Origin of the sequence: Ensifer sp., from assembly GCF_035999185.1 — a bacterium.
GTDB lineage: Bacteria > Pseudomonadota > Alphaproteobacteria > Rhizobiales > Rhizobiaceae > Ensifer.
Window position 1 is genome coordinate 279,030 of the sequence record NZ_DASYHB010000170.1, and the last position, 25,128, is coordinate 304,157.

Sequence of the window (25,128 nt, forward strand, 5' to 3'; positions counted from 1 at the left end):
CGACTTTGACGGTCTTATCGTTAAGTCAAATAACTTGACTTAATAGTTCGATCAACGAAACCTGAGGGGGAATTCGTCATGACGGCAGTCGAGGAAATGCGGTTTTTGCGTCTGGCGCGGGAGGCCGGAAAATCGAGGGCGACCGCCGGGCGATGGCGTCTCGGGGCAGTCGCTGCAGCGCTGATGATGGTGGCAGCCACTGAAGCCCGCGCTGAATCCGTTCTCACCATGCACATCGAGGAACAGACGAGCTGGGTACAGAATTTCAACCCGTTCGACCTCGGCGGCCGGCGCCAGAGCACCATGGATTTCGTCTACGAGCCGCTGGTGATCTTCAACGACTATGACGGCGGCAAGCCGGTCTGGAGGCTGGCAACGGCCTACAAATTTGCCGACGATCTGAAGTCGATCACCTACACGCTGCGCGACGGCGTCAAGTGGTCGGACGGCAAGCCACTCACCTCTGCCGACATGAAGTTTACGTTAGAGATGATGCTGAAGAACCCGGCGGTCGATACGGTCGGCGTTGGTGAAACCGTTGCCTCGGTCGAAGCGCCGTCGCCGACGGAAGTGAAGATCAATCTCAAGGACGTCGATACGCACTTTCCAGAATCGCTTGCCGATTTTCCCGTCGTGCCCGAACATATCTGGAAGGATGTGAAGGACCCGCTCGCCTTCAAGAACGAGACGCCCGTCGGTTCCGGTCCGATGACCGAGATTCGCCGCTTCACACCGCAGGTCTATGAGCAGTGCCGCAATCCCAACTACTGGGATGCCGCCTCATTGAAGGTTGATTGCCTGAAGCTGCCGCAGATCTCCGGCAACGACCAGATGCTGGCGCTGTTGCCCGAGGGGTCGATCGACTGGTTCGGCTCGTTCCTGCCGCAGATCGACAAGACCTATGTCGGCCTTGACGCCGAGCATAACGGCTACTGGCAGCCGCCGGCCGAAACCGTGTCGTTCCAGATGAACCTCAAGTCGTCGAATGCCGGCAATGCCGAGGCCTTCAACGATATGGCGTTCCGCCGCGCCTTCAGCCTGGCAATGGACCGCACGGCGATGGTCGACATTGCCGGCTTTGGCTATCCCGTCGTCAACACCCATGCAAGCGGCCTGCCGCCGCGATTCGACAGCTGGCGCAACAAGGCAGCCGAGGGCACGCAGGACGAGTGGATGGCCTATGACATCGACAAGGCCAACAAGCTGCTTGACGACGCCGGCTACAAGAAGGACGGCGATGGTTTCCGCACCACACCGAGCGGCAAGCCGATTGCCTTCCCGATCATCGTCCCGAATGGCTGGACCGACTGGATCGATGCCGTGCAGATCGCAACCGAGGGCCTGCGCAAGATCGGCGTCAACGCGTCCGTTGCCACACCCGAATACGAGCAGTGGCAGAAGCAGATCCTCGACGGTACGTTCGAAGCGGTGATGAACTCGCGCGCCGACGGGCCGACACCGTTCCGCGGTTATTTCCAGTCGCTGTCAACAGCGTTTGGCGGCCGCATCACCAGCGCGCCGTCGCGCTATTCCAACCCCGAACTCGACAAGGTCTTCGACGACTATCGCCGCGCGACCACGGACGAGGAGCGCAAGACGCTGTTCGACCAGGTACAGGTGATCGTCGCCGACAACCTGCCGGTCGTGCCGGTGTTCAACGGTCCGACCTGGTACCAGTTCTCGACCAAGCGTTTCACCGGTTGGGTGACCAAGGACGAGCCGGTCATGAACCCGGAGGACCACGACAACAACCGGATGCGGCTGGTGCATCTGCTCCGCCTCAAGCCCGTGCAATAAGCGACAGCGGGCCTCAACGATGCGACTTTCCCGTCGACGGCTTGCCGTCTATTGCGTGGCGTTCCTTTTCGCGATCGTCATGAACTTCGCGGTTCCCCGGATGATGCCGGGCAGCCCCGTCGACAGCATGATCGCCCAACTCGGACCGCGGGCAACGCCCGCGGCCATCGAGGCGATCAAGGCGCGCTTCGGCGCGATCGAGCAACCGATCTGGCGGCAGTTCGTCGACTATGTCGTCGGGCTCGCCCATTTCGATCTCGGCGTTTCGGTCAAGTATTATCCGCAGACGGTGGTCGAGGTGCTCGGCCGGTCGGCCGGCTGGACGGCGTTCCTTGTCTTCACCGCCATCGTCTTCTCGCTCTGCGTCGGCGTACTGCTCGGCGCAGTCTCCGCCTGGCGTCGCGGCGGCCGTTTCGACAGTTTCGTTTCGCCCTTTTCGGTCGTGCTGATCGCGGTGCCGCCGGTGATCATTGCGCTTGCGACGCTGTTCACCTTCGGCGTCACGCTCCGGCTGCTGCCGGTCGGTTACGCCTATGATCCGAGCCTAGATCCCGGCTTGAACTTCACCTTCTTTAGCAGCGTCTTCCTGCATGCGGTCATGCCGGTGCTAACGCTCTCGCCCTATCTCATCGGCGAGTTTCAGACGACGATGCGCTCGAGCATGATTTCCGTGCTGGGCGAAGACTATGTCACCATGGGCCGCGCCAAGGGGCTGTCCGAAGCGGCCGTGATGTTCGGGTATGCGGCGCGCAACGCCATGCTGCCAGTGCTCACCAATCTCGCGCTGATGCTGGGGGCCGTCTTCGGCGGCTCGATCGTCACCGAGATCGTCTTCAACTATCCCGGCCTCGGTTTGACACTCTACACGGCAAGCGTCGCGCGCGACTATCCGGTCATCCAGGGACAGCTCCTGTTGATGACGATCGCGACACTCGGCGCCAATCTGCTCGTCGATATCATTTACGGCGTGGTCGACCCGCGCATCCGGGAGGGCAGGGCATGAATGCGGGTGTCTCCTTGTTCTGGCGGCAGAAGAAAGCCGTCGCCGGGCTCGTCATCATAGTCACGCTCTGCCTGATGGCGCTGTTCGCGCCTGTCATTGCGCCCGGAGATCCAAGCGAACGGGTCGGCCGCTCGCACCAGCCGCCGACCGTTGAGCACTACTTCGGCACGACGAAGATGGGACGCGACGTCTTTGCGCAATTCGTCTGGGGCGCGCGGCCATCGCTGGCGGTCGGCTTTGCCACCGGTCTTGCGATCACCGCGCTCGGCACCATCGTCGGCCTTGTCGCCGGCTATTTCGGTGGGCGCACCGATGCGACGCTCGATCTCGCCACCAACGCGGTGCTGGTCATTCCCAACATTCCCTTGCTGATCCTGCTTGCCTCCTTCGCCGGCACGGTCGGGCCGCTGGCGATCATGGCGATCATTGCGCTCACCTCCTGGCCCTGGGGGGCGCGCATGACGCGATCGCAGACCATGGCGCTCAGGCAGCGTGAATTCGTGGTGGCGGCACGCATGGTCGGCGAGCCGCACTGGCGCGTCATCTTCGTCGAGATCCTGCCGAATCTGGTGCCGCTGATCGGCATCAACGTCGTCGGCAGCATCATCTATGCGATCGTCGCCCAGACGACGCTCGAATATCTCGGTTTCGGTGATCCGCTCCGGGTAACCTGGGGCACCATGCTCTACAACGCCCAGAATTCCTCCGCGATCATGGTCGGCGCCTGGTGGGACATCGCCGTCCCGGCCGCCGGCATCGCTCTTGTCGGCCTCGGTCTCGCGCTGATCAATTTCACCTTCGACGAGATCGCCAATCCGCAGCTTCGCTCCGGTCCGGCGCTCAGCCGCTGGCTTCGTCTCACCCGGCTACGCCGCCGGCAACTGGAGGCGGCCCGATGAGCGACGCGCTGCTTCAGATCCGCAATCTCAACGTCGACTACCTGCTTGACGCAGGTGCCTTCCGCGCGGTCAACAACGTCTCGTTCGAGGTCAGGCGCGGCGAGCTCTTCGGCCTTGCCGGCGAATCCGGCTGCGGCAAGAGCACGATTGCCTATGCGATCACCCGCCTATCGAAGGCACCGGCCTGGGTCGCCGGCGGCGAGATCCTGCTCGATGGTCAGGATCTCCTCAAGATGCCGGAAGCTGCCCTTCAGACAGTCCGCTGGCGGCGGATCGGCATGGTGTTCCAGAGCGCCATGAACTCGCTCAACCCGCTGATGCGGGTCGAGGCGCAGTTCTTCGACGTGCTGCGCCGCCACACAGGCGCGACGCGGCCGCAGGCGCGCGCCCGGGCGGAAGAAATGTTCAAGCTCGTCGGCATTCCGGCGGGCCGTCTCGATGATTATCCGCACCAGTTCAGCGGCGGTATGCGGCAGCGGATCGTGATTGCCATCTGCCTCGCCTTGAAGCCGGAGCTGATCATCATGGACGAGCCGACGACGGCGCTCGACGTGGTGGTGCAGCGGGAGATCCTGGAGCAGCTTGTCGACCTGCAGCGTAGCCTCGGCTTCTCGGTGCTGTTCATCACCCATGACCTGCAGCTGATGGCGCAGCTCTGCCACCGCATCGGTGTTATGCTGAAGGGGCAACTGGTCGAGGTCGGCGACACCCACCAGATCAGCCGCGCGCCAACACATGACTACACGCGAAAACTCTGGGGCGCGATCCCGCAACTGCCGCACGCCAACCGCAGCCTTGGGGTCGTCGAATGAACGTGATGCCGGTCTCGAACACAACCTTTGACCAACAGGACGCGATCGTTCGCCTCACGGATATCAAGCGCACGTTTGGTGCCGTGGAGGCCTTGAGGGGGATCTCGTTGTCGCTGAAGCCCGGGCGGGCCTTGGCCCTCGTCGGCGAATCCGGCTGCGGCAAGACCACCTGTGCCCGCATTGTCGCGCGGCTCGATGTGCCGAGTGCCGGAACGATGCAGTTTCGCGGGGCCGACGTGACCGAGGCGGGGGACCGCGCCGCCGAGAAGTTGCGCCGCCGCGCGATCCAGATGGTTTTTCAGGACCCCTTCGCCTCGCTCAATCCGGTGTTCTCCGTCTACCATCACCTCGCGCGCCCGCTGCTTTTGCATGCCCACGCGAAGAACACCGGCGAAGCGAAAGTCGCAGTCGCGCGTCTGCTCGCCGATGTCGGTCTGGACCCCGATGTGACGGCGCGAAAATTTCCGCATGAACTCTCGGGCGGCCAGCGGCAGCGGGTCAACATCGCCCGGGCGCTCGCTGTCGGACCGGACGTGCTCGTCGCCGACGAGCCGACATCGATGCTCGACGTGTCGATCCGACTTGATATTCTGGAGCTTCTCGCGCGCATCAAGCGCGAGCGAAGCCTCGCCATGCTCTATATCACCCATGACATCGCCACGGCCGCCCACATTGCCGAAGAGGTCGTGGTGATGTTTGCCGGGCAGATGGTCGAGTGGGGCGAAACCAGCGCGGTCATTGGAGATCCGCGCCATCCCTATACCCAGCTTCTGCTTTCGGCCGTGCCTGACCCGGATCGCCCCTTCGTTCCGGGGCAGAGCGCCCGCTTCCTCGCCCATGCCGACAATGTGCGGCGTGCGAGCCGCCCGATGTCGGATGCGGTGGAAGAGGTATCGGTAAACCATTTCGTCCGTGCCCTTGGCCAAGCCCCGACGTGAGCTATGTGAACCAAGGACAGCCACCCCTCAAGAACAACCCGCCGGCCATTCGGCCGGCTCTCGAAATCAGTCTTCCATGGAGCCGCTTGATGACGTTTGCCGCCAAATCTGAATTCCTGCTGGAAACGCTCTGGGTCCCGGTCGGCACCGCTGACCGGTCCGTCTACGCGCTGACGCTGACCAACAATTCGGATCGCCCGCTCAAGGGCTTTCGCCTTGGCGTTTCCGGGCCGGCGCGCATCGATCCCGCAACCGAAATCGAGGGCGGGAAGTTGCTGGTTCGCTTGTCCAATTACGCGGAGTTCGCACCACCGGAAGGCTTCGAGCTCGCGCCAGGCGCCACTTGGACGCTCAAGGCGCACGGCATGAGCTACGAGCCGCGCCATTGGACCGATGGCGCCAACGCCGCCTTCCTGGTGCTTCCCGATGGCGCGATGGCGCCGGTTGCGGTGCTCGCCTCGCGGGCCCATGGCGACAATGCCGAACTGAAGCGCGGTGCTGCCGTCTATCCCGTGCCGAAGGTCGCTCCGGTTCCGGTGTCGATCGTGCCGTGGCCTGAGGCCGTCTCCGTTTCCGGCCAGCTCGTGGCGCCTCCGGGCCTTGATCTCACGGCGGAGGGCGACGAAGCGGCGAGCGCGGCGAAGGCTTTCACTGATCTGACGGCAAGCCTGTTCCCGATCGAGGGCATCGTCCGGCCAGAGGCCGAGGGCGGCTTTCCGGTTTCGCTGTCGAAGGCTGCCGAACTTGGCCCCGAAGCCTACACGATCCGTTTCTCGCCAGCCGGTGTTGCCGTTGCCGGCAGCACGCAGACCGGCATCCTCTATGGCCTGATCACGCTCGGGCAGGTGTTGCGCGGTGCGCGGCTTCATCCCGGCACCTTCGTGTTTCCGACGGGCGGGGAAATCAAGGACGAGCCGGCGCTGTCCTGGCGCGGCACCCATCTCGACGTCGCCCGGCAATTTTACAGCACCGCCGAAGTCGAGCGTTTCCTGCAACTGATGGCCTGGAACAAGCTCAACCGGTTCCACTGGCACCTCACCGACGACGAGGCCTGGCGCGTCGAGATCGACGCCTATCCGGCGCTGACGGAAATCGGCGCCTGGCGTGGCCATGGCCGCAAGATCCCGCCGCTGCTCGGTTCGGGCCCGCAGCCGACCGGCGGCTACTACACCAAGGCGGCGATCCGTCAGATCGTGGCGCTCGCATCGAGCCTCGGCATCGAGGTGATGCCGGAGATCGACATTCCCGGGCATTCCTATGCGATGCTGCAGGCGATACCGGAGTTGCGCGACCCTGAGGAAAAGGGCAGCTATCACTCGGTGCAGGGTTTCCCGGACAATTGCCTCAACCCGGCGCGCGAAGAAACCTACCGCGTGCTTGAGATCATCTTCGACGAATTGATCGAACTGTTCCCCATGCGGGCGATCCACGTCGGCGCCGACGAAGTGCCGCTTGGAGCCTGGTCGGGCTCGCCGGAGGCGCTCGCGCGGCTTCGGGCGCTCGCCGGGGACGAAGTTGCCGAAACGCATGCCAAGCGCCTGAACGTCGTCACCAACACCCATGGCGCCGATGAGATCGACGGATCGGGCGCCGCAGTGCTGCAGGGCGAATTTCTGGCGCGCATTCAGGCGTTCCTTGCGAACCGCGATTGCGTCACCGGTGGTTGGCAGGAGGCGGCCCACGGCAACGTCATCGACAAGGCGAAGTCGCTTTTGTTCGGCTGGCGCACCGTCGAGGCGTCGGCAGCGCTAGCCGAGGAAGGCTACGACATCGTCGTCTGCCCCGGACAGGTCTACTATCTCGACATGGCCAATAGCCCGGCCTGGTCGGAGCCTGGTGCCAGCTGGGCAGGCTGGTCCGATCCGGAAAGGCTCTACACCTTCGATCCGGTAGAGGGCTGGACCGATGCGCAGAAAAAGCACCTGCTCGGCGTGCAGTGCTGCATCTGGTCGGAACCGATGACCGATCGCGCCGTTTTCGATCGCCTCGTGTTCCCGCGGCTTTCGGCGCTCGCCGAAACCGGCTGGACGCGACCGGAGCGCAAGTCCTTCAAGCGTTTCGAAGCGCTCGTCGGGCTGATGCCGGTGCTTTACGGTTTTTATGCCGCGGAGTAATTGCGCGAGAGTTTCCAGTTTGCGTCTGGACTTGGCCAGACGATGGATTGGATAGGTGAACGGCGGCGCAAGCCGCCGTTTGTCGTTTGCAGATCGCCGCTTTCGGTCGGCCATGTGCGATCTGGATTTTCGTGCTTGTACGCTGGCGCGCGGCACGCAAGAGTGCGCATCGATCCCGCGACCACGACCGCGGAAATGTGCGTAGTACTTCCTGAGGCCAAGTTATCGATGCGAAGACTTCCTGGATTGTCGGCGATGAAGGTCTTCGAAGTGGTCGGCCAGACCCGCAGTTTCACGCGCGCGGCCGAGCGGCTCAACCTCACGCAAAGTGCCGTCAGCCGGCAGGTCCGCAATCTTGAGGACGAGCTTGGCGAAGATCTTCTCATCCGCCGCCATCACCACCTGGAATTGACGCCCGCCGGCGCCGAACTGCTGGCAACGATCCAGGAGGCGTTTCACAACATCGAGGTGTCGCTGCGCAGCATCACTGAGAAGAGCAACCAGAACCGCTTGCGGGTCAACGTCCCGCCGACCTTTGCCAAGCGCTGGCTGCTGCCACGCCTTGCCCGCTTGCGCGAGGCCCTGCCGGATGTGGACATCAGCATCAGCACCGAGGCTTCCGATACGCTTGCCGAGCGCGGGCTTCTCGACTGCGCCATCCGCTTCGGTGACGGCGAATGGCCGATGCTCGATACGAGCATTCTGATGACGGAGCGGCATGTCGTCGTCTGCGCGCCTTCCCTTCTGGAGGGAGCGAAAATCGACGGCCCGTCCGATCTTCAGCGCTTCTCCTTCTTGCACGTGCTCGCCTCGCCCGATCGGCGCTACCTCACCTGGCGGCACTGGCTGGACGCAGCCGGATTTCAGGATGTCGATACCCGCGGCGGCCTCGAATTCGACCTGCTTGATCTCGCGATCGAGGCGGCGTGTGCGGGCTTGGGTGTGACCGTCGCGGATCGTTCGATGGTTCGCAACCAGCTGCAGTCAGGGCAACTGGTGCAGCTTTTCGACGTCGAAGTCGAAGGTCACGAATCCTACTGGTTCGTCACCCGGCCGCAGTCCGGCGGTGACGGCAAGGTGGACGCGTTCCGCACCTGGTTGCTTTCGGAAGTGGTGGCCGACCGCGCTGGCTGAACCAAGCATTCCATTTTGGAATGCTCTCACCGAAAATTACTCGCTTGTGCCCTCGTCTTCATCGTCGCATCAATTTGGTGACGGATCCGATCGCGGGAGAGAGGTCGGGTCGTCGCTCGTGATGCTCTCTCCCGGCTAGCCCGCCTCCCGCGCCGCCTTTGGCGCATGGGACTGCGGCAAGAAAATCCGAGATGCCATGAGCTCCTATCGCAATTTCTCCGGCGGCCGCTTTATCGAAAGCACGTCTGCGGCCGTGATCGATGTTCGCAACCCGGCAACCGGTGAAGTGTTCACGTCTGTCCCGGCGGCCAGTGACGACGAGGCAAAGGCCGCGGTCGAGGCGGCGGTGAAGGCGCAACGTGGCTGGGCGGCGCTGCCGGCAATTCAACGCGGCGACGCATTGCGCCTACTGGCAGCGGTGCTCGAAAACCGGGCCGAGCGCATCGGTGCTGCCCTGGCGCTCGAGTCCGGCAAGAGCCTTGCCGACGCGACCGCCGAAGTGATCTATGGCGCCGAATTGATGCGTTACCACGCCGAATGGGCGCGCCGCATCGAGGGCGAGGTGATCGAGAGCGACAACCCCGGCGAAACGCTGCTTCTGAAGCGCGCGCCGATCGGCGTCGCCGCCTGCCTCATTCCGTTCAACTACCCGATCTATACGCTGGTCCGGAAGATCGCTCCGGCGCTGATTGCCGGCAACGCCGTCGTCGTGCGCCCGAGCAACAACACGCCGACCTCTGCATTTGCCGTTGCTGAAGCCATCGTCGAGGCGGGCCTGCCTGAGGGCCTCGTCAACATCCTGACGATGTCGCACGATGTCGCAAAGACGCTCTGCACCCATCCTGCCGTCGGCATGATCACCCTGACCGGCAGTGTGTCGGCCGGCCGTATCGTGCTTGATTATTGCAAGGAAAATATCGCCAAGCCGTCGCTCGAACTTGGGGGCAAGACACCTGTCATCGTCGAGCCCGACGCCGATCTCGATGCGGTGGCTCAGATGATCATCGCTGCCAAGACCGCCCATTGCGGCCAGGTCTGCACCAGTGCCGAACGGCTCTATGTCCATGAAAGCGTGCACGATCGGCTGCTCGCCAAGCTGCGCGAAGGTTTTGCCGCCCGCGCTTTTGGTGACCGCGCCGAGGATTCGAGCCGCATGGGGCCGCTTGCCAATGCGGCCGCACAGAAGCGCGTGCATGAGATGGTCGAGCAGGCGCAAGCAGAAGGCGGGAAGATCGAGGTCGGCGGCTATCTGCCCGACGGACCCGGCTATTTCTATCCGCCCACACTGATTTCCGGCTGCACCCAGGCGATGGAGATCGTGCGCGAAGAGGTCTTCGGGCCGGTGCTCGCGGTGCTTTCCTATGCGACTTTCGAAGAGGCGCTGGCAAAGGCGAGCGACCACCAGTTCGGCTTGAGCTCGGTGCTCTTCACCGAGAACTATCGCACCGTGATGCGGGCCAGCGACGCGATCGAGGCCGGCGAACTCTACGTCAACCGTTTCCCGGCCGACCCCTACCAAGGCTTCCATGCCGGCTGGAAACGCTCGGGCCTCGGCGGCGACGACGGCAAGCACGGCATGCTCGAGTTCACCCAGACACGCCTCGTCGTTCTGAAACACTGATCATTTGAAATGGCGCAATTCGCGAAACCGGAATTGCTCCGACACCCACATCAAGACCGGGCCGATGGCATCGCTCTCGCCGTCGGCCGGGGAGGAGACTACCCGTGAGCCTAACGATCGAATCTGAAATGTCAGCGCCAACCGTGTCGGCACGCAGCCGTTATCTTCAGCTGGCGCTGATCGTGATCGCCGCCGGCGCGATCTACCCGATCCTCTATTTGCGTCAGTCCTATCAGACGACGATGCTGGAGGTGCTGAAGCTGTCGAACACCGAGCTCGGCGTGCTCTATTCCATCCTCGGCACCAGCTTTCTTCTCGGCTACCTGCCGAGCGGCTGGCTGGCCGACCGCGTCCAGCCGCGCATCCTGATCCTCGTCTCTATGGTCGGCACGGGCCTGCTCGGCCTCTGGTACGCGACGCTGCCCAGCTATTCCGCCCTTCTCGTCATCTATTGCGGGTTCGGCGTCACGACCGGCCTGACCTTTTGGGCAGCCACGCTGAAGCAGGTGAAGCTGATTGCCGGCGCCAACGAACAGGGCCGCTTCTTCGGCGTCCTCGACGGCGGCCGCGGTCTCGTCGAGGCACTGCTTGCAAGTGTTGCCATCGCGCTCTTCGTCTTCACGACGGAAACGCGTGGCGCCGGGCTTGCCACCGGGTTCCGTGATGTCGTGCTGCTCTACGCCATCTTCTGCATCGTCGTCGGCATCGCCTATTTCGCCGTGTCGCAGCCGGTGAAGACCGACAGGACCGCGCGCAAGCGCGACGGAAATCTTCTCGCCGACATCAAGACGCTGCTCGCCATCCCCGAGGTCTGGCTGGTCGCAGCCATCATCTTCTGCGGTTACCATGTGTTCCTCGCGACCTACAGCTTCTCGGCCTATCTGCAGGAAGGCGGTTTCGGCATCTCGGCGGCGATGGCCGGCCTGATCGTCACCATCAAGCTCTGGCTGCGCCCGGTCGGCGGCATCGGCGGTGGATTGCTCGGAGACCGCTACGGCAAGACCGGCATCCTGTTCCTGAGCTTCATCATTGCGGCTGCCAGTCTCGTCGCGATGATCGCCCTGCCGGGCATGGGCTCAACGATCCTCTTCGTCGGACTGGTGCTCGTCGTCGGCCTCATCACCTATACGATCCGCGGCCTTTACTGGGCAATCCTCGATGATTGCCGGGTGCCGGCCAACATCACCGGTCTTGCCATCGGCATCATCTCGCTGGTCGGCTACGCGCCCGACACCTACCTGCCGCTGGTCAACGGATACCTCTCCGATACCTATCCAGGCATTACCGGCTACCAGTTCTATTTCGGCTACATCGCCGCCATCTGCGTCCTCGGCGCCATCGCCACCCTGGCGCTGATGGCCCGCCTCAAGAAGAAGGCATGATACACATGAAGATCGCGTCCCTTACGACCTACGCCGTCGCCGTCCCGCAGCCGCATGTGGGCGGCATGTACTGGATCTTCGTCCGCCTCACCACCGCCTGCGGCATCGAGGGCATCGGCGAAATCTACGCGACCTCGTTCCATCCGAGCGCCATGGCGCCGCTGATCGAGGACGTCTTCGAGCGGCATCTGCTCGGCCATGACCCGCACCAGATCGAGCGCTTCTGGCGCTCGGCCTATTCGAGCGGATTCACCCAGCGCCCGGACCCAACGATGATGGGCATCGTCTCGGGCCTGGAAATCGCCTGCTGGGACATCATCGGCAAGGCGGCAGGACGGCCGGTTGCAGACCTGCTCGGCGGCACCGTGCACGAAAAGCTCCGCGCCTATACCTATCTCTATCCGAAGAACGCTGCCGGCGAGTTCGATTTCAACGATCCGGATCTTGCCGCCGAATGCGCAGTCGAGATGGTCGAGATGGGCTTCACTGCCGTGAAGTTCGACCCGGCTGGTCCCTACACCAACTATTCCGGCCATCAGCTTTCGTTGGGCGTGATGGACCGTTGCGAGGAATTCTGCCGCAAGATCCGCGATGCGGTCGGAAGCAGCGCCGATCTGCTCTTCGGCACCCATGGCCAGATGGTTCCGTCCTCCGCCATCCGCCTTGCCCGTCGACTGGAGAAATACGATCCGCTGTGGTTCGAAGAGCCGGTTCCTCCGGGTCAGGAAGCGGCGATGGCCGAGGTGGCGCGCGCAACCTCCATCCCCGTATCGACCGGCGAGCGGCTGACGACCAAATACGAGTTCCAGCGCGTGCTTGAGCTGAAGGCTGCCTCGATCCTGCAGATGAACGTGGCCCGCGTCGGCGGGCTGCTCGAAGCCAAGAAGATCGCCGGCATGGCCGAGGCCTATTACGCCCAGATCGCGCCGCATCTCTATAACGGTCCGGTGGGTGCAGCCGCGTCAATCCAGCTTTCGGCCGCCACGCCGAACTTCCTCATCCACGAGGCGATCCTCGATTTCTCCGGGTTCCATGCCGACGTGCTGAAGACCAAACTCGTGGTCGAGGACGGCTACATCATCCCGTCGCGCGAGCCCGGCCTTGGCATCGAGCTCAACATGGACGTGGTCGAAAAGCACACGCCCTATACCGGCGAGCGCCTGCACCTGCAGATGGACAGCCGGCCCGCCGACGTGAAGGCCTTTGCGCCCGCGCGCGGGTGAACTCGGATATCAGGGACACGAGATGATCTACGACTACATCATCGTCGGCGCCGGCTCGGCCGGCTGCATCCTGGCGAGCCGCCTCAGCGAAAGCGGCCAGTACAACGTGCTTTTGCTCGAGGCTGGCGGCAACGACAATTCGTTCTGGTTCAAGATCCCGGTCGGCTACGCCCGCAGCTACTACAATCCTCAGGTCAACTGGATGTATTCGAGCGAGCCGGAGGCCGAGCTTCAGGATCGCAGCATCTACGTGCCGCGCGGCAAGGTTCAGGGCGGCTCGGGCTCGATCAACGCGATGATCTACGTGCGCGGCGCGCGCGACGATTTCGAGGACTGGAAAGCATCGGGCAATACCGGCTGGGGCTATGACGACGTGCTGCCCTATTTCCGTCGTCTCGAAACCCATGCGCGCGGCTCTTCCGAATGGCACGGCGGCGACGGCCCGATCCACATCACGCCGATGCGCGGCATGACGCATCCGATCACCGACGCCTTTCTCGAAAGCTGCGGATCGCTGCAGCTGCCGGTCAACGACGATTTCAATGGCGCTTCGATCGAAGGCGCCGGCGTCTACGACGTGAACACCAACAATGGCCGCCGATCGCATTCAAGTGCGGAATATCTGCGGCCGGCGTTGAAGCGTTCCAACCTGACGATCGAGCGCTACGCCCAGGCGGAAAAGCTGGTCTTTGCGGATGACGGGCGCGTCACGGGCGTCGATGTGCTGCAGAACGGCGAAAAGCGGCGGTTCACCGCGCGGCGTGAGGTCATCCTTGCCGCCGGTGCTGTCGGCAGTCCGCAACTGCTTCAGGTTTCGGGCATTGGCGACGGCCAGGCGCTGTCGGCACTCGGCGTCGAAACGCGGCGGCACCTGCCGGCCGTCGGCCAGAACCTGCAGGATCATCTCTGCGCAAGCTTCTACTACCGGGCCACGATCCCGACCCTCAACGACGAGTTCGGCAGCCTCTTCGGCCAGATGCGGCTGGGGCTGCAGTATCTCTTGACCGGAAAGGGCCCGTTTTCAATGAGCGTCAACCAGGCCGGTGGCTTCTTCCGCGGCAGGCCGGACGAGGAACGGCCGAACATCCAGCTCTATTTCAACCCGCTCTCCTACCGCATCCCCAAGGATCCGAAGGCCGGGCTGAAACCGGAACCCTATCCGGGTTACCTGATCTGCTTCAATTCCTGCCGGCCGACCAGCCGCGGCAGCATTTCGATCGCATCGCCGGACGCTGCGCAAAGGCCGTTGATCCGTCCGAACTACCTGACGACCGATCGGGATATCGACGAGGTGCTGCAGGGAAGCCGGCTGGTGCGACGGATCGCGTCGGGCGCGGCGCTGTCGTCGCTGACGGCAGAGGAAATTTCGCCGGCGCCTCTGGTGCAAAGCGACGAAGCGCTGCTGGGCTACTTCCGCGAAAACTCCGGTTCGATCTATCATCTCTGCGGCACCTGCGCGATGGGACCGGATGAGACGAGCTCCGTGGTCGACAGCCGCCTGCGCGTGCATGGCGTTCCGGGCCTGCGTGTCGTCGACGCGTCGATCTTCCCCAACATCACCGCCGGCAACATCAACGCGCCGACAATGATGGTGGCGGAGAAGGGCGCTGATCTGATCCTTTCGGACGCCGCTTAAGGAACCGACCCCACTGCGGATCGCCCGCAGTGGGAGGCTGCACCGGTGATTGACTCCCATACGTGAATTGCCATGGCCGGTCGGGCGTGGCTATACTCCCCTCACTTCATAGCCACCCACGTCTGGTGCCTGCCCTCCCGAACGATCGTTGCCGCCGTGCTCGACGCGGCAAAGCTGCGGCGTTTCGGCATTTGCAGGCATCGCGAGCCTGCGAGGGAGAGACGCATGCCGAGTTCCCGCTTGAAGACCCTGTCGATGACATTGCTCCTCGCATCGAGCCTCGCCTCCTGGTCGGCGCACGCCGCATCCCCGGAGCCTGTAAAGGCCGAGCATGGCATGGTGGTGACTGCGCAGCACCTGGCGTCCGATATCGGGGTCGCGGTCTTGAGAAGCGGTGGCAATGCCGTGGACGCCGCGGTCGCCGTCGGCTATGCGCTCGCCGTCACCTATCCGACCGCCGGCAACATCGGCGGCGGCGGCTTCATGACCATCCGCTTCAAGGACGGTAAGACGACCTTCCTCGACTTCCGTGAACGGGCGCCGCAAGCGGCGACCAAGACTATGTATCTCGACGACAAGGGCAATATTGTCAAAGGCGCGAGCACCGAGGGTTATCTCGCCGTCGGCGTTCCCGGGCCGGTCATGGGCTTCGAGACTGCGCGCAGCCGATACGGAACGAAGCCACTTGCCGAATTGATCGCTCCGGCGATCGCGCTTGCCAAGGATGGCTTCGTGCTGGAGCAGGGCGACATCGACTCTTTCGAGGGCGAGACCGAAAGGCTCGCCAAGGACCCGGCAGCGGCCGCCATCTTCCTGAAGGACGGTAAGCCCTTCGTCGTTGGCGAAACGCTCGTTCAAGCCGATCTTGCAAAGTCGCTTTCGAGCATCGCCGAAAAAGGCCCGGATGCCTTCTACAAGGGGGCGATCGCCGATCAGATCGCCAAGGCGAGCACAGAGAAGGGCGGGATCCTGGCGAAGGCCGATTTCGAGCGTTATGCCGTGCGAGAACTCGAGCCGGTCAAGTGCAACTACCGCGGCTATGACATCGTTTCCTCGCCGCCACCATCGTCGGGTGGTGTGATCATCTGCGAGATCCTGAACGTGCTCGAAGGGTATCCGATTTCCTACATGGGTTACGGCGCCGCAGACACGGTGCATGTGATGATCGAGGCGATGCGCCACGCCTATGTCGACCGCAACACCTCGCTCGGCGATCCGGATTTCGTCGAGAACCCGGTCGCCAAGCTCACCGACAAGACCTATGCCCAGGAGATCCGCGGCAAGATCGATCCGTTCCGCGCCGGCGTCTCAAAGGCGCTGATCCCCAAGGGCTTCGGCGAGAGCAAGGAAACTACGCACTATTCGATCATCGACGACGAGGGCAACGCGGTCGCGGTTACGTATACGCTGAACGGTTCGTTCGGCGCCGGCGTGGTGGCACCTGGCACCGGTATCCTGCTTAACAACGAGATGGACGACTTTACGTCCAAGCCGGGCGTGCCCAATCTCTACGGGCTGATCCAGGGCGAGGCCAACGCGATTGCACCGGGCAAGACACCGCTGTCGTCGATGAGCCCGACGATCATCTCGAAGGACGGCAAGCCCTTCATGGTGATCGGCAGTCCCGGTGGCGCGCGCATCATCACCATCACGCTCGAAGCGATCCTCAATGTCATCGATCATGGCATGAACATCCAGGAGGCGGTCGACGCGCCGCGCATCCATCATCAATGGCTGCCGGACAAGGTGTTCATGGAGCCCTATGCGTTGTCGCCCGATACCCGCAAGCTGCTTGCGGCCATGGGCCATAACGTTCAGATCGACGAAAGCTGGACGATCTGGGGGCAGGCGACCGGCATTCTCGTTGGCGGCGAGAGCCTCTCCGACATCGAGGCCGGTGGTGGCGCCCGCTATAACGGCGCCGTCGACAGCCGTATCGGCGCGGGCGCTGCGCGCGGGTACTAGCGCGTTTTGCGGAACGTCGGAAACTGAACGGGTGACGACCAAAGGTCGCCACAGAACGTGTCTCGGCGCACCTCTTCCGGCGCATTTGCACGCCCGATCACCGCCTGCTCGCGCGAAAAAGATTTGAAAGCGCTTTCGGTTGAATTTATTATAGTTTTCAGAGCGTGCGATCGCACGCGATCGTACGCTTTGGCCAAGCTTCATTCGTGGAGGTTGTCATGGCACTGATGGAAGGAAAGAAAGCACAGGACTGGATTAATCTGGTTCTTGCCCTCTGCCTGTTTGTCTCTCCCTGGATCATGGGTTTCGTTGTCGAAAGCGTTCCGGCCTGGAACGCCTGGATCGCCGCCGCCGTGCTCGGCGTACTGGCGATCGCGACGCTTGCCATGTTTGCGGAATGGGAGGAATGGGCAAGCCTCATCGTCGGGCTCTGGCTGATCGCTTCACCCTGGCTGCTCGGTTTCTCGACCAGTTCCAACCCCATGTGGACGCATGTCGTCCTCGGTGGGCTGGTAACTGCGCTCGCGGTCTGGGCTGTCTGGGATGAACGTCAGCATCCGCATGCGCATGCATGACGATGGGCAGAAGACATCGCGGCCCGGCGCCGCAGCGCCGGGCCGCGATCGGTCGTAATGCCCGCGTAATCTAATCTTTGCAGCTTCAGGCCCATGCAGATCCACGAAAATTGCGAAGCGGTTTTCGCCCGGGCTTGAGTCTTTTCAGTAAGCGAGATCATTTTGCGCGTGTCCGAGCGGAGCCAACCGATGCCTTGCAGATTCCATCCATTCCTGCGGTGCAGCCGGTGAGGACGTTCTGGCCGCGATCCCTCAAGCAGCGCCTCATCGCTCAGCTTTTGGTCCTGCAATTGGCGATCCTGCTCGCCTTCGGGCTCTCGTTCGTCAGCTTGCTGGTGCTTGCCGACGAGGGCGGCGTGCTTGTCAGTCCCGCGCCGGTCGAGGCTGCGTTCGACGCCATTCGAAGGGGCCCGGATGGCGGCTTGATGCTCGCAAGAACCGAGGAGATGGGGGACGTCCATGCCAGGCATCCGGATTTCTGGTTCATCGCGCGCAATGATCACGGAGAGACCGTGCAGGTGGGGAACATCCCTGCGATCTACCGGGGGATCAGCGCGAACCTCGACAAGATGACCTATTCGGATATTCGCGATGCGGGGGATCCATCACCCTACCTTGCCGTTCTTCGGCGCAGGTCGAATGCGGAAGGGGATTTCACGATTTTCGGGCAAGGCGAGTTGATGAGCCAATCGGCCCTCATCCTGCAGTTTTCGCGCTTTTCGCTCGCGCCGATGCTGGTGCTTCTCGCCATTGTGACGATCGCGGGCGTGCCGTGGATCGTCAACCGGGCGAGCCGCGGCATCTCGGAACTGGCGCGCGAAACCGAAGAAATCAGCATCGAACGGCGCAACTACCGACTGCCCGAAACGACCATTCCCAATGAGGTGAAGCCGCTGGTGCGGGGCATGAATGACGCGCTGCATCGGCTTGACCAGGCCTATGGTCGCCACCAGCGGTTCATCCTCGATGCGGCCCATGAGTTGCGGACGCCGGTTGCCATCCTCCAGGCGCGGCTGGATTCGCTTTCGGCGGGGCCAGAGCGGGACCGGCTGATCGCCGACTGCGAGAAGATCTCGGCACTTGCCGAGCAGTTGCTCGATCTGCAGCGCCTGGAGGCCAATGCCAAGCCGCTTGCCGCCGTGGACCTCGTTGAATTGTGCCGCGACGTGGCCGCCGATCTCGCGCCTCTGGCGATCGACGAAGGTTATGACTTTTCCTACGAGCCGAAGATCCAGAGATCGCTGGTTCAGGCCGACGCAGCCTCCCTCGCACGGGCCGTCACCAATCTGGTTCAAAACGCGATCGAGCATGCCGGAAACCGGGGAACGATTGTCGTTCGGGTGGAGCGCGAAGGTGTGATCGAAATCCTGGACGATGGTCCGGGTGTTCCGGAGGCGGAACGCGAGCGTATCTTCGAGCCGTTCTATCGCCTGAAGCCGCGCGACCGAGGTGCGGGCTTGGGACTCAATCTCGTGCTGCAGATTGCCAAGCGGCATGGTGCCGAGATGACGGTCTTGAACTCGCCGAGCGGCGGGGCGTGTTTCCGCATGGCGTTCTCCAGCCCGGTACCTGAACAGGCTTTGTCTTCCCGCGCAGAATCTGGAGCGCGGCCCTAGCCGTTTCGACGATCGACAGCTGCTGCTGCGAGGCGGGACATTCGCTCCCCAGTCCTTGACGGCTACCCGCCTCTCAAGGGGCAGAATTCCGGCTGGCGAAAATCTGATCTTCCACGCCATCTGCGGTCACGGCCCGATTGCGCACAGCCGAGCGCACGCCGGTCAGGTTCGATTGGATAATACCAATATCATACCAACTAGCGACTGTTCTTCGGTCTCGTCGCAACTTACATGCGTTATCTGTAAGAAATGTAACATAAATCATGCCAATTGGGGGCGTTGTTGCGGGCGATTTGCCATCGAGCCCTAGATCGGTGGTCATATTTTGGTATTGATAATACTGGCCTCATCACTATGGGGCCAGATCGGAAGTGATTACGGAACGCTTATCGGCCCAAGGGCAAGCAAGCCCAAGGGCAACCGGAAAACTGGGAGATATCAAATGAAGCCGAGTTCCATATTTGCCCTCTTGGTGGGGCCGACCGTACGTGCATCGGACGCGCCGCGTCCTGCAAGGGCCGGCAGCACAAGACGCCGCCTCATCGCGATATTGACGGCAACGGCGTGTCTTGTGTCGGTTGCTCCGGCCGGGGCCTTCGATCAGAACAACGCTGCCCGTATCAAGCAGTTGGTTGACACCGGCATGCAATATTACTGGTCGGGAGGCGACGTCAAAAAGGCGGAAGCCGAAGTTTTCAAGGGCATCACCTTGCACGGCAAGTACGATGTCGTGGAGGAGGCCTTCAAGGAAGCGTCGACGCTGGCGCCCGAGCGACTGGATTTTCAGTATGCCGTCGCCTCAACCCAGATCATCCAGAAGAAGCTCGACGAGGCGCGGGCGACGTTCCAGGGTATCCTTGATAAGGAGCCGACCGCATTTGATGCGCAAGCCTGGCAGGAGGCGATTGCCCGCATCCGTGGTGACGAGACCGGTGCGGGACTAGCCCACCAAGCCCTTGCTGGGCTCGATCGCGAGCGCGCGGAGGAGTATCGGAAGCGCTTTGTTCGTGCAGAACAGATCATGGCCGAAAAGCCGAACTTCGATGTCCCGACGGTGCCCGGCAAGGTCGTGGTCGTCGCCTTGGGCTATGCGCTGGCTGATGACGGCACGGCGCAGCAGCCTTTGCTCGACCGCCTCGACGTGACGCTGAAGGCTGCAGAGGCCAACCCGACAGCGCTGGTAATGGTGAGTGGCGGCGTCCCGAAGAACGGTGTTACCGAAGGTGACGTGATGTCCAAGTGGTTGGTGGAAAAGGGCATTAGCCGTGATCGCATCATCATTGAAGACAAGTCGAAGGACACGATCGGCAATGTGATCAACGCCGCCAACCTGTTGGTGCGACATCAGGCCGATACCGTGATCCTGGTGACCAGTTCGAGCCACATGCGCCGCGCCCGTACCGTGATGGAAGACGCGTTGAATCAGCGCGATCTGCCGACCGCCGTGCTACCGGTGAATGCACTGGACGCAGCGTCCCAGGACGAGGCGGCAAAGGTCGGGCCGGACGAGCGGCTGGTTATCTACCGTGACCTGATGCGTGTTTCGGGCGTCTGGGCCTATCCGGGGCTTCAGCAGTAGCCTTCGGCGCACGTCCGGAATAATCGAGGTTCGCGCGTCCCGTTCGGAGCTATGGGGCGCGCGAGCTACCGTCTATCGGTTCGGAATCTTTACGCGGCCAACGGTTGCGTTCCAAGAACCCCGGCGACCCGTCTACGATCGTCTCGCCAACTGGTGTTCGCGCCAGATCGTGAACAGTCCGGCGCCGACGACAATGAGCGCGCCGACGATCATGTTGTGGGTGATCGTCTCGCCAAACAGCATGACGGCGAAGATGACGTTCAGAACCAGCTGGAAATAGGTGACCGGCTGGACTTCCGCGGCCGGCAACAGCCCGTAGGCCTTGATGAGAAAGTAGTGGCTGAGCGTCCCGCAGACGCAGAGCGCTGCGAGCGCGAACCAGTCGGAAGGCTTGACGTCCGTCCAGTAGAACGGGCCGACCAGAGAAATCGCGAGCGCGCCGACGACACCGGCGTAAAACAGGCTTGTCACGGCGGAATCGTCCCGGCTGACCGCTCGCGTGGCGATGCTGTAGAGCGCAAACAGGACCGAGGCTGCAAGCGGCAGAAGCAGGGACGTGTCGAACTGCACATCCACGGGATTGATGATCACCAGAACGCCGATGAGGCCAACTACGATTGCCGCACCGCGTCGCCATCCGACGACCTCGCCGAGAAGCGGTATCGAGAGGATGGTGATGATCAGCGGTGTCGCCTGGAAGATCGACTGGCTCATCGCGAGCCCGGCGTGGACATAGGACACGACGATGACAACGATTTCCGCGACCAGCAGCAGGCCGCGAACGATCTGCAGCCAGGGATGACGAGTTTGCGCGGTTTTGCGAATCCCACCCGGTGACGATGCAGCGAATGCAAACACGAAGAGCGCGAAGGCCCAGAACCTTATCATGGTGATGAACAGGGCAGGGTATCGATCGCCCAGATACTTGGTGATGGCGTCCTGGCCAGCAAAAATGCAAATGGCAAGGAAGGCAAAAATGTAACCGCGGGTCTTGGGGCTCATTGCACTACAAACTTAGGAATCGCTGACCGCTTCATTAGCACAGTCTTTGGGTAAGGGTGCGTTGTTGTATCGGTGAAGTCGACAGCGTGTCTATCCGAACGGCAAGCAATTGTCGGAAGACAACGCGTTGCCCCCGCGGTCCCAGTAATTTCATGAGGTCAGCGAGAGGCTCGCTAATGTTCCTGTGCGATCGCGACGCCGAACAGCTTGCCAGCGCATCGAGCGTTCACCTCCGCCTGCCGATGCCGAGGCGACCTCGGCCGAGGCGACCTTGTGGTGCCCGAAGTGGATCCAGCCGGCGCTGCCTGAAGGGGTCGTGTGTCAGACCAAGGTCGATCCGGCTGCCAGCCGCGCGACACCCTCCGGGTCGTGAGCCGGCAGCAGGATCGTCGGTTCGTCCGCAGCAAACCGGCGGATCGCCCGCAATGTCGAAAGGGCGGTCGCTGGGTCGTTGGTGACGCCATCCGTCTGTTCCGCGAGCAGGGTTGCCTGCGAATAGGTCGCATCGCCAGCCAGGAAGTAGGTGAACGCATCACCGCGCACGATGACGGAAACGTGGCCGGCGACGTGGCCAGGTGTCGGCACGAGCAGGATCCGACCATCGCGCGTGATCGGGTGGGAAGCGGCAAAGGGGCCGACGGCCGGGCCATCCATGTCCACCAGGTCCGGCCGCAGCCAGATCGGCCAGCGTTGTGGCAGGCAACCCGTCATCATTCCCCTCAGGCCGATCGATACGGCATAGTTTGCACGCGGCCCGACGATCCGGCTGCGCGGGAAGTGGTCGAGCCCCCCGGTGTGGTCGTGGTGGAAGTGGGTGAGAATGACGGTTCCGACGTCTTCGGCCGGATCGAGCCCCATGGCGAGCAGCCGTGAGCCCACCTCTTCGTGGGGCGCAACGCGGATCTGGACCTGCTTGTAGAACGGGTTCCAGCCCGGAAGATAGCCCGGCACCGAGTTGCGCCAGGTGTCGCCGGTATCGACGAGAAAGCGGCCCTCCGGATGCTCGATCAGGAAGCACAGGATGGGCAAGGGATCGATCCAGTGCGGGTCGCGGAAAATATCGATCTTGCGTCCGATGGCGCCGCGGCCTTCGCGTCCGGTACGCTGGGCTGACTTCATGCGGGCCTTGCCCGTTTCGATCGCCGTCACTCTGATCATGGTTGCCTCCATAAAAAGAACGGTTATTCGTTTTAATATTTTCTGCACCTCTTTTAAAGAGGGAGCGTTCGTTTTATTTTGTGCGGATGCCGAAGATATCAGACGAGAAACGAGCCGCCCGTAGGGCGCAAATTCTAGAAGCAGCCTGGATCTGTTTTCAGAGGGATGGGCTTCACGCCACGACGATGGACCACATCATCCGTGCGTCCGGCCTGTCGGCCGGCGCCGTCTACTCCTACTATCCAAGTAAGGAGGAGCTGATCCTCGCCGCGGTCACCACGTCTCTGTCCAGCCTCTCGGCGATCGTTGCGCCATTGCTGCATGCCGAGCCGCCGATCGACCCCACCCAACTCGTCGGCAAGATCACCGGGGCCATAGATAGCTTTGCGAACCGGGATGGCTTCGATCTGAAGCGTATCGCACTGCTTGGCTGGAGCGAGGCGCAACGGAGTGAGCAACTGCGGGCAGCGATGAAGCGCTTCTACGTCGATTTTCGCAGCGATCTCGCCGGCGCGCTAAAGCGTTGGCGTGACGAGAGAACTGGCGCGCACCACGATGCGGACATGGATATGGCCGCCGCTTTGCTGTCACTTGTGCTCGGCTATGTCGTGCAATCCGCTGTTATCGGTGACGTGTCGTCGCAAGGCATGGTTCGCGGTCTTGCGCAGCTGGAACGGACTGCGGTTTAAGGTCTCGCGCTGCTCCGGAGTAGGCATTGCGGCCAGCGTTGGCCGGAACGGGCGTTTCCTTTGGCCAAGATTTAGCTCTTTCAATCGCTCCTCGTTTGCCCTAGAAGGCGCCCCGTAATCCGGTCGCAGCCTACCCGGTCAAAACAAGGACACCTATCATGAAGACGATCGTCATCTGCTCCGGCGGATTGGACTCGGTATCGCTTGCCCACAAGGTCGCAGCCGAGCATGAACTCATTGGACTGCTCTCCTTCGACTACGGACAGCGCCACCGCAAGGAACTGGACTATGCCGCTGCCTGCGCAACGCGGCTCGGCGTTCCCCATCAGATCATCGACATCCGCCCGATCGGCGCCCATCTCACCGGATCGGCACTGACGGACGATGTCGACGTGCCTGACGGGCATTATGCCGAGGAAACCATGAAGGCGACGGTGGTTCCGAACCGCAACGCCATCATGCTCGCCATCGCCTTCGGGCTGGCGGCGGCGCAGAAGGCGGATGCGGTGGCCGTCGCCGTGCACGGCGGCGACCATTTCATCTATCCCGACTGTCGCCCCGGCTTTATCGACGCCTTCCAGGCGATGCAGAACCACGCGCTCGATGGCTACGCCAATGTCACGCTCTATTCGCCCTATGTGACGATCTCGAAGGCGGATATCGTCACCGACGGTGCAAGCCATGAGACGCCGTTTGAAGACACCTGGTCCTGCTACAAGGGTGGCGTTCGCCATTGCGGCCGCTGCGGCACCTGCGTCGAGCGGCGCGAAGCCTTCCACCTTGCCGGCGTTGCAGACCCCACCGACTACGAGGACCCGGATTTCTGGATGGCGGCGACATCGGCATTCGCTGCCGAGGAGGTGAAGTGATGTTCCGGATCACCAAGGAATTCCATTTCTCGGCCTCGCACCAACTGAAGAGCCTGCCGGCCGATCATCAGTGCGCGCGGCTGCACGGCCACAACTACGTTGTCGAGGTCGAGCTTTCGGGAGCGGAACTCAACGAGCATGGCTTCGTGCGCGACTATCACGAGCTTTCGCCGCTCAAGCGCTATATCGACGAGAGCTTCGATCATCGCCACCTGAACGACGTGCTCGGGCATGACCGGGTGACGGCCGAGTGTCTCGCAAAGCACTTTTATGACTGGTGCAAGGCAAGGCTGCCGGAAACCTCGGCGGTACGGGTCAGCGAAACGCCAAAGACCTGGGCGGAATACCGGCCATGACCGGGCCGGGCGAAACGCGCATCCGCGTCAGTGAAATCTTCGGGCCGACGATCCAGGGCGAAGGCATTCTGATCGGGCTGCCGACCGTGTTCGTGCGCACCGGTGGCTGCGATTATCGCTGCAGTTGGTGCGACACGCTCCACGCGGTCGACAGCGCGTACCGCGAGCAATGGCTGCCGATGTCCGTCGAGGAAATCTGGCAGGAAGTCGCCAAGCTTTCCGGAGGCAAGCCGTTGACGGTGTCGCTCTCCGGCGGCAATCCGGCGATCCAGCCGCTCGGACCCCTGATCGCGCGTGGACGGGAGGAGGGCTACCGCTTTGCGCTTGAGACCCAGGGCAGTCTCGCCAAGGATTGGTTCGCCGATCTCGATGTGCTGGTGCTGAGCCCAAAGCCGCCGTCGAGCGCAATGGAGACGGATTGGCATGCGTTCGACGACTGTCTTCGGGCGGCTGCGGGCGGACCGCAGGTCGCGTTGAAGATCGTCGTCTTCGACGAGCGCGACTATGGCTACGCGCGCGACGCCGCGGCCCGCTACCCGCATTTGCCGCTCTACCTGCAGCCGGGCAACCACACGCCACCGCCGCCCGATGATGACGACGCCACCGTCGATATCGACGGTATCATCGACCGCATGCTCTGGCTTGTCGGCAAGGTGACGGAGGATCGCTGGTTCGAAGCGCGTGTCCTGCCGCAGCTGCATGTGCTGCTCTGGGGCAACAGGCGCGGGGTGTAGCGCGCAGACCTCGCCGTCTGCCCGCT

21 protein-coding genes are annotated in these 25,128 nt (G+C 62.7%); 19 read left to right on the forward strand and 2 right to left on the reverse strand.

Annotated features, from left to right (window positions below; translation table 11 throughout):
* Positions 1–183 precede the first annotated feature (183 nt).
* From VGO04_RS22685 to VGO04_RS22755, 15 genes are all read left to right on the forward strand, one after another.
* Positions 184–1,797 carry an ABC transporter substrate-binding protein gene (locus VGO04_RS22685; RefSeq protein ID WP_327498294.1) on the forward strand — a complete coding sequence of 538 codons (1,614 nt, stop codon included), beginning with the start codon at positions 184–186 and terminating at the stop codon, positions 1,795–1,797.
* 19 nt (positions 1,798–1,816) lie between these two features.
* Positions 1,817–2,800, forward strand: coding sequence for an ABC transporter permease (locus VGO04_RS22690; protein WP_327498207.1), 984 nt, complete (start codon positions 1,817–1,819; stop codon positions 2,798–2,800).
* Positions 2,797–3,699: an ABC transporter permease gene (locus VGO04_RS22695; RefSeq protein ID WP_327498208.1), complete on the forward strand. Its 903-nt coding sequence runs from the start codon at positions 2,797–2,799 to the stop codon at positions 3,697–3,699. Before VGO04_RS22690 ends, VGO04_RS22695 begins: the two co-directional genes overlap by 4 nt.
* Positions 3,696–4,511, forward strand: a complete 816-nt coding sequence (locus VGO04_RS22700) for an ABC transporter ATP-binding protein (protein ID WP_327498209.1) — start codon at positions 3,696–3,698, stop codon at positions 4,509–4,511. Before VGO04_RS22695 ends, VGO04_RS22700 begins: the two co-directional genes overlap by 4 nt.
* Positions 4,508–5,449, forward strand: a complete 942-nt coding sequence (locus tag VGO04_RS22705; protein ID WP_327498210.1) for an ABC transporter ATP-binding protein — start codon at positions 4,508–4,510, stop codon at positions 5,447–5,449. Before VGO04_RS22700 ends, VGO04_RS22705 begins: the two co-directional genes overlap by 4 nt.
* An 89-nt stretch (positions 5,450–5,538) precedes the next feature.
* Positions 5,539–7,563, forward strand: a complete 2,025-nt coding sequence (locus VGO04_RS22710) for a beta-N-acetylhexosaminidase (RefSeq protein WP_327498211.1) — start codon at positions 5,539–5,541, stop codon at positions 7,561–7,563.
* A gap of 255 nt (positions 7,564–7,818) precedes the next feature.
* On the forward strand, positions 7,819–8,697 hold the full coding sequence (locus VGO04_RS22715) for a LysR substrate-binding domain-containing protein (protein ID WP_327498212.1): 879 nt from the start codon (positions 7,819–7,821) through the stop codon (positions 8,695–8,697).
* A 196-nt stretch (positions 8,698–8,893) separates the two neighbouring features.
* Positions 8,894–10,318 (forward strand): aldehyde dehydrogenase, encoded by a 1,425-nt coding sequence (gene aldA / locus VGO04_RS22720; RefSeq protein WP_327498213.1) that lies wholly within the window; start codon positions 8,894–8,896, stop codon positions 10,316–10,318.
* Between the two features lie 104 nt (positions 10,319–10,422).
* Positions 10,423–11,700 (forward strand): MFS transporter, encoded by a 1,278-nt coding sequence (locus VGO04_RS22725; protein ID WP_327498214.1) that lies wholly within the window; start codon positions 10,423–10,425, stop codon positions 11,698–11,700.
* 5 nt (positions 11,701–11,705) lie between these two features.
* On the forward strand, positions 11,706–12,923 hold the full coding sequence (locus VGO04_RS22730; protein WP_327498295.1) for a mandelate racemase/muconate lactonizing enzyme family protein: 1,218 nt from the start codon (positions 11,706–11,708) through the stop codon (positions 12,921–12,923).
* 22 nt (positions 12,924–12,945) lie between these two features.
* Positions 12,946–14,559, forward strand: coding sequence for a GMC family oxidoreductase (locus VGO04_RS22735; RefSeq protein WP_327498215.1), 1,614 nt, complete (start codon positions 12,946–12,948; stop codon positions 14,557–14,559).
* A gap of 225 nt (positions 14,560–14,784) precedes the next feature.
* A complete protein-coding gene (gene ggt, locus VGO04_RS22740; RefSeq protein ID WP_327498216.1) occupies positions 14,785–16,524 on the forward strand; it encodes a gamma-glutamyltransferase in 1,740 nt (579 codons plus the stop codon).
* A 218-nt stretch (positions 16,525–16,742) separates the two neighbouring features.
* Positions 16,743–17,099, forward strand: a complete 357-nt coding sequence (locus VGO04_RS22745; RefSeq protein ID WP_327498217.1) for an SPW repeat protein — start codon at positions 16,743–16,745, stop codon at positions 17,097–17,099.
* A 194-nt stretch (positions 17,100–17,293) separates the two neighbouring features.
* Positions 17,294–18,715, forward strand: coding sequence for a HAMP domain-containing sensor histidine kinase (locus VGO04_RS22750; protein WP_327498218.1), 1,422 nt, complete (start codon positions 17,294–17,296; stop codon positions 18,713–18,715).
* A 331-nt stretch (positions 18,716–19,046) separates the two neighbouring features.
* Positions 19,047–20,294 (forward strand): YdcF family protein, encoded by a 1,248-nt coding sequence (locus VGO04_RS22755; RefSeq protein WP_327498219.1) that lies wholly within the window; start codon positions 19,047–19,049, stop codon positions 20,292–20,294.
* Between the two features lie 132 nt (positions 20,295–20,426).
* Here VGO04_RS22755 and VGO04_RS22760 read toward each other — a convergent pair whose 3' ends face one another.
* A complete protein-coding gene (locus VGO04_RS22760; RefSeq protein ID WP_327498220.1) occupies positions 20,427–21,296 on the reverse strand; it encodes a DMT family transporter in 870 nt (289 codons plus the stop codon).
* Positions 21,297–21,617: 321 nt separating this feature from the next.
* A complete protein-coding gene (locus VGO04_RS22765) occupies positions 21,618–22,454 on the reverse strand; it encodes an N-acyl homoserine lactonase family protein (protein WP_327498221.1) in 837 nt (278 codons plus the stop codon).
* An 86-nt stretch (positions 22,455–22,540) separates the two neighbouring features.
* Between VGO04_RS22765 and VGO04_RS22770 the strand changes: the two genes are divergently transcribed.
* From VGO04_RS22770 to queE, 4 genes are all read left to right on the forward strand, one after another.
* Positions 22,541–23,143 carry a TetR/AcrR family transcriptional regulator gene (locus VGO04_RS22770; protein WP_327498222.1) on the forward strand — a complete coding sequence of 201 codons (603 nt, stop codon included), beginning with the start codon at positions 22,541–22,543 and terminating at the stop codon, positions 23,141–23,143.
* Between the two features lie 158 nt (positions 23,144–23,301).
* Positions 23,302–24,012, forward strand: coding sequence for a 7-cyano-7-deazaguanine synthase QueC (queC, locus tag VGO04_RS22775; protein WP_327498223.1), 711 nt, complete (start codon positions 23,302–23,304; stop codon positions 24,010–24,012).
* Positions 24,012–24,368: a 6-carboxytetrahydropterin synthase QueD gene (gene queD, locus VGO04_RS22780; RefSeq protein ID WP_327498224.1), complete on the forward strand. Its 357-nt coding sequence runs from the start codon at positions 24,012–24,014 to the stop codon at positions 24,366–24,368. Before queC ends, queD begins: the two co-directional genes overlap by 1 nt.
* Positions 24,365–25,102: a 7-carboxy-7-deazaguanine synthase QueE gene (gene queE / locus VGO04_RS22785; protein WP_327498225.1), complete on the forward strand. Its 738-nt coding sequence runs from the start codon at positions 24,365–24,367 to the stop codon at positions 25,100–25,102. Before queD ends, queE begins: the two co-directional genes overlap by 4 nt.
* Positions 25,103–25,128: the final 26 nt, after the last annotated feature.

Bases quoted from the DNA above. Each gene is read 5' to 3' on its own strand.
- VGO04_RS22695 (WP_327498208.1), top strand. From the start codon at position 2,797: ATGAATGCGGGTGTCTCCTTGTTCTGGCGGCAGAAGAAAGCCGTCGCC.
- ggt (WP_327498216.1), top strand. From the start codon at position 14,785: ATGCCGAGTTCCCGCTTGAAGACCCTGTCGATGACATTGCTCCTCGCA.
- VGO04_RS22735 (WP_327498215.1), top strand. From the start codon at position 12,946: ATGATCTACGACTACATCATCGTCGGCGCCGGCTCGGCCGGCTGCATC.
- VGO04_RS22770 (WP_327498222.1), top strand. From the start codon at position 22,541: ATGCCGAAGATATCAGACGAGAAACGAGCCGCCCGTAGGGCGCAAATT.
- VGO04_RS22745 (WP_327498217.1), top strand. From the start codon at position 16,743: ATGGCACTGATGGAAGGAAAGAAAGCACAGGACTGGATTAATCTGGTT.
- queC (WP_327498223.1), top strand. From the start codon at position 23,302: ATGAAGACGATCGTCATCTGCTCCGGCGGATTGGACTCGGTATCGCTT.
- VGO04_RS22730 (WP_327498295.1), top strand. From the start codon at position 11,706: ATGAAGATCGCGTCCCTTACGACCTACGCCGTCGCCGTCCCGCAGCCG.
- VGO04_RS22710 (WP_327498211.1), top strand. From the start codon at position 5,539: ATGACGTTTGCCGCCAAATCTGAATTCCTGCTGGAAACGCTCTGGGTC.
- VGO04_RS22760 (WP_327498220.1), bottom strand. From the start codon at position 21,296: ATGAGCCCCAAGACCCGCGGTTACATTTTTGCCTTCCTTGCCATTTGC.
- VGO04_RS22700 (WP_327498209.1), top strand. From the start codon at position 3,696: ATGAGCGACGCGCTGCTTCAGATCCGCAATCTCAACGTCGACTACCTG.
- queD (WP_327498224.1), top strand. From the start codon at position 24,012: ATGTTCCGGATCACCAAGGAATTCCATTTCTCGGCCTCGCACCAACTG.
- VGO04_RS22685 (WP_327498294.1), top strand. From the start codon at position 184: ATGATGGTGGCAGCCACTGAAGCCCGCGCTGAATCCGTTCTCACCATG.
- queE (WP_327498225.1), top strand. From the start codon at position 24,365: ATGACCGGGCCGGGCGAAACGCGCATCCGCGTCAGTGAAATCTTCGGG.
- VGO04_RS22715 (WP_327498212.1), top strand. From the start codon at position 7,819: ATGAAGGTCTTCGAAGTGGTCGGCCAGACCCGCAGTTTCACGCGCGCG.
- VGO04_RS22690 (WP_327498207.1), top strand. From the start codon at position 1,817: ATGCGACTTTCCCGTCGACGGCTTGCCGTCTATTGCGTGGCGTTCCTT.
- aldA (WP_327498213.1), top strand. From the start codon at position 8,894: ATGAGCTCCTATCGCAATTTCTCCGGCGGCCGCTTTATCGAAAGCACG.
- VGO04_RS22705 (WP_327498210.1), top strand. From the start codon at position 4,508: ATGAACGTGATGCCGGTCTCGAACACAACCTTTGACCAACAGGACGCG.
- VGO04_RS22765 (WP_327498221.1), bottom strand. From the start codon at position 22,454: ATGATCAGAGTGACGGCGATCGAAACGGGCAAGGCCCGCATGAAGTCA.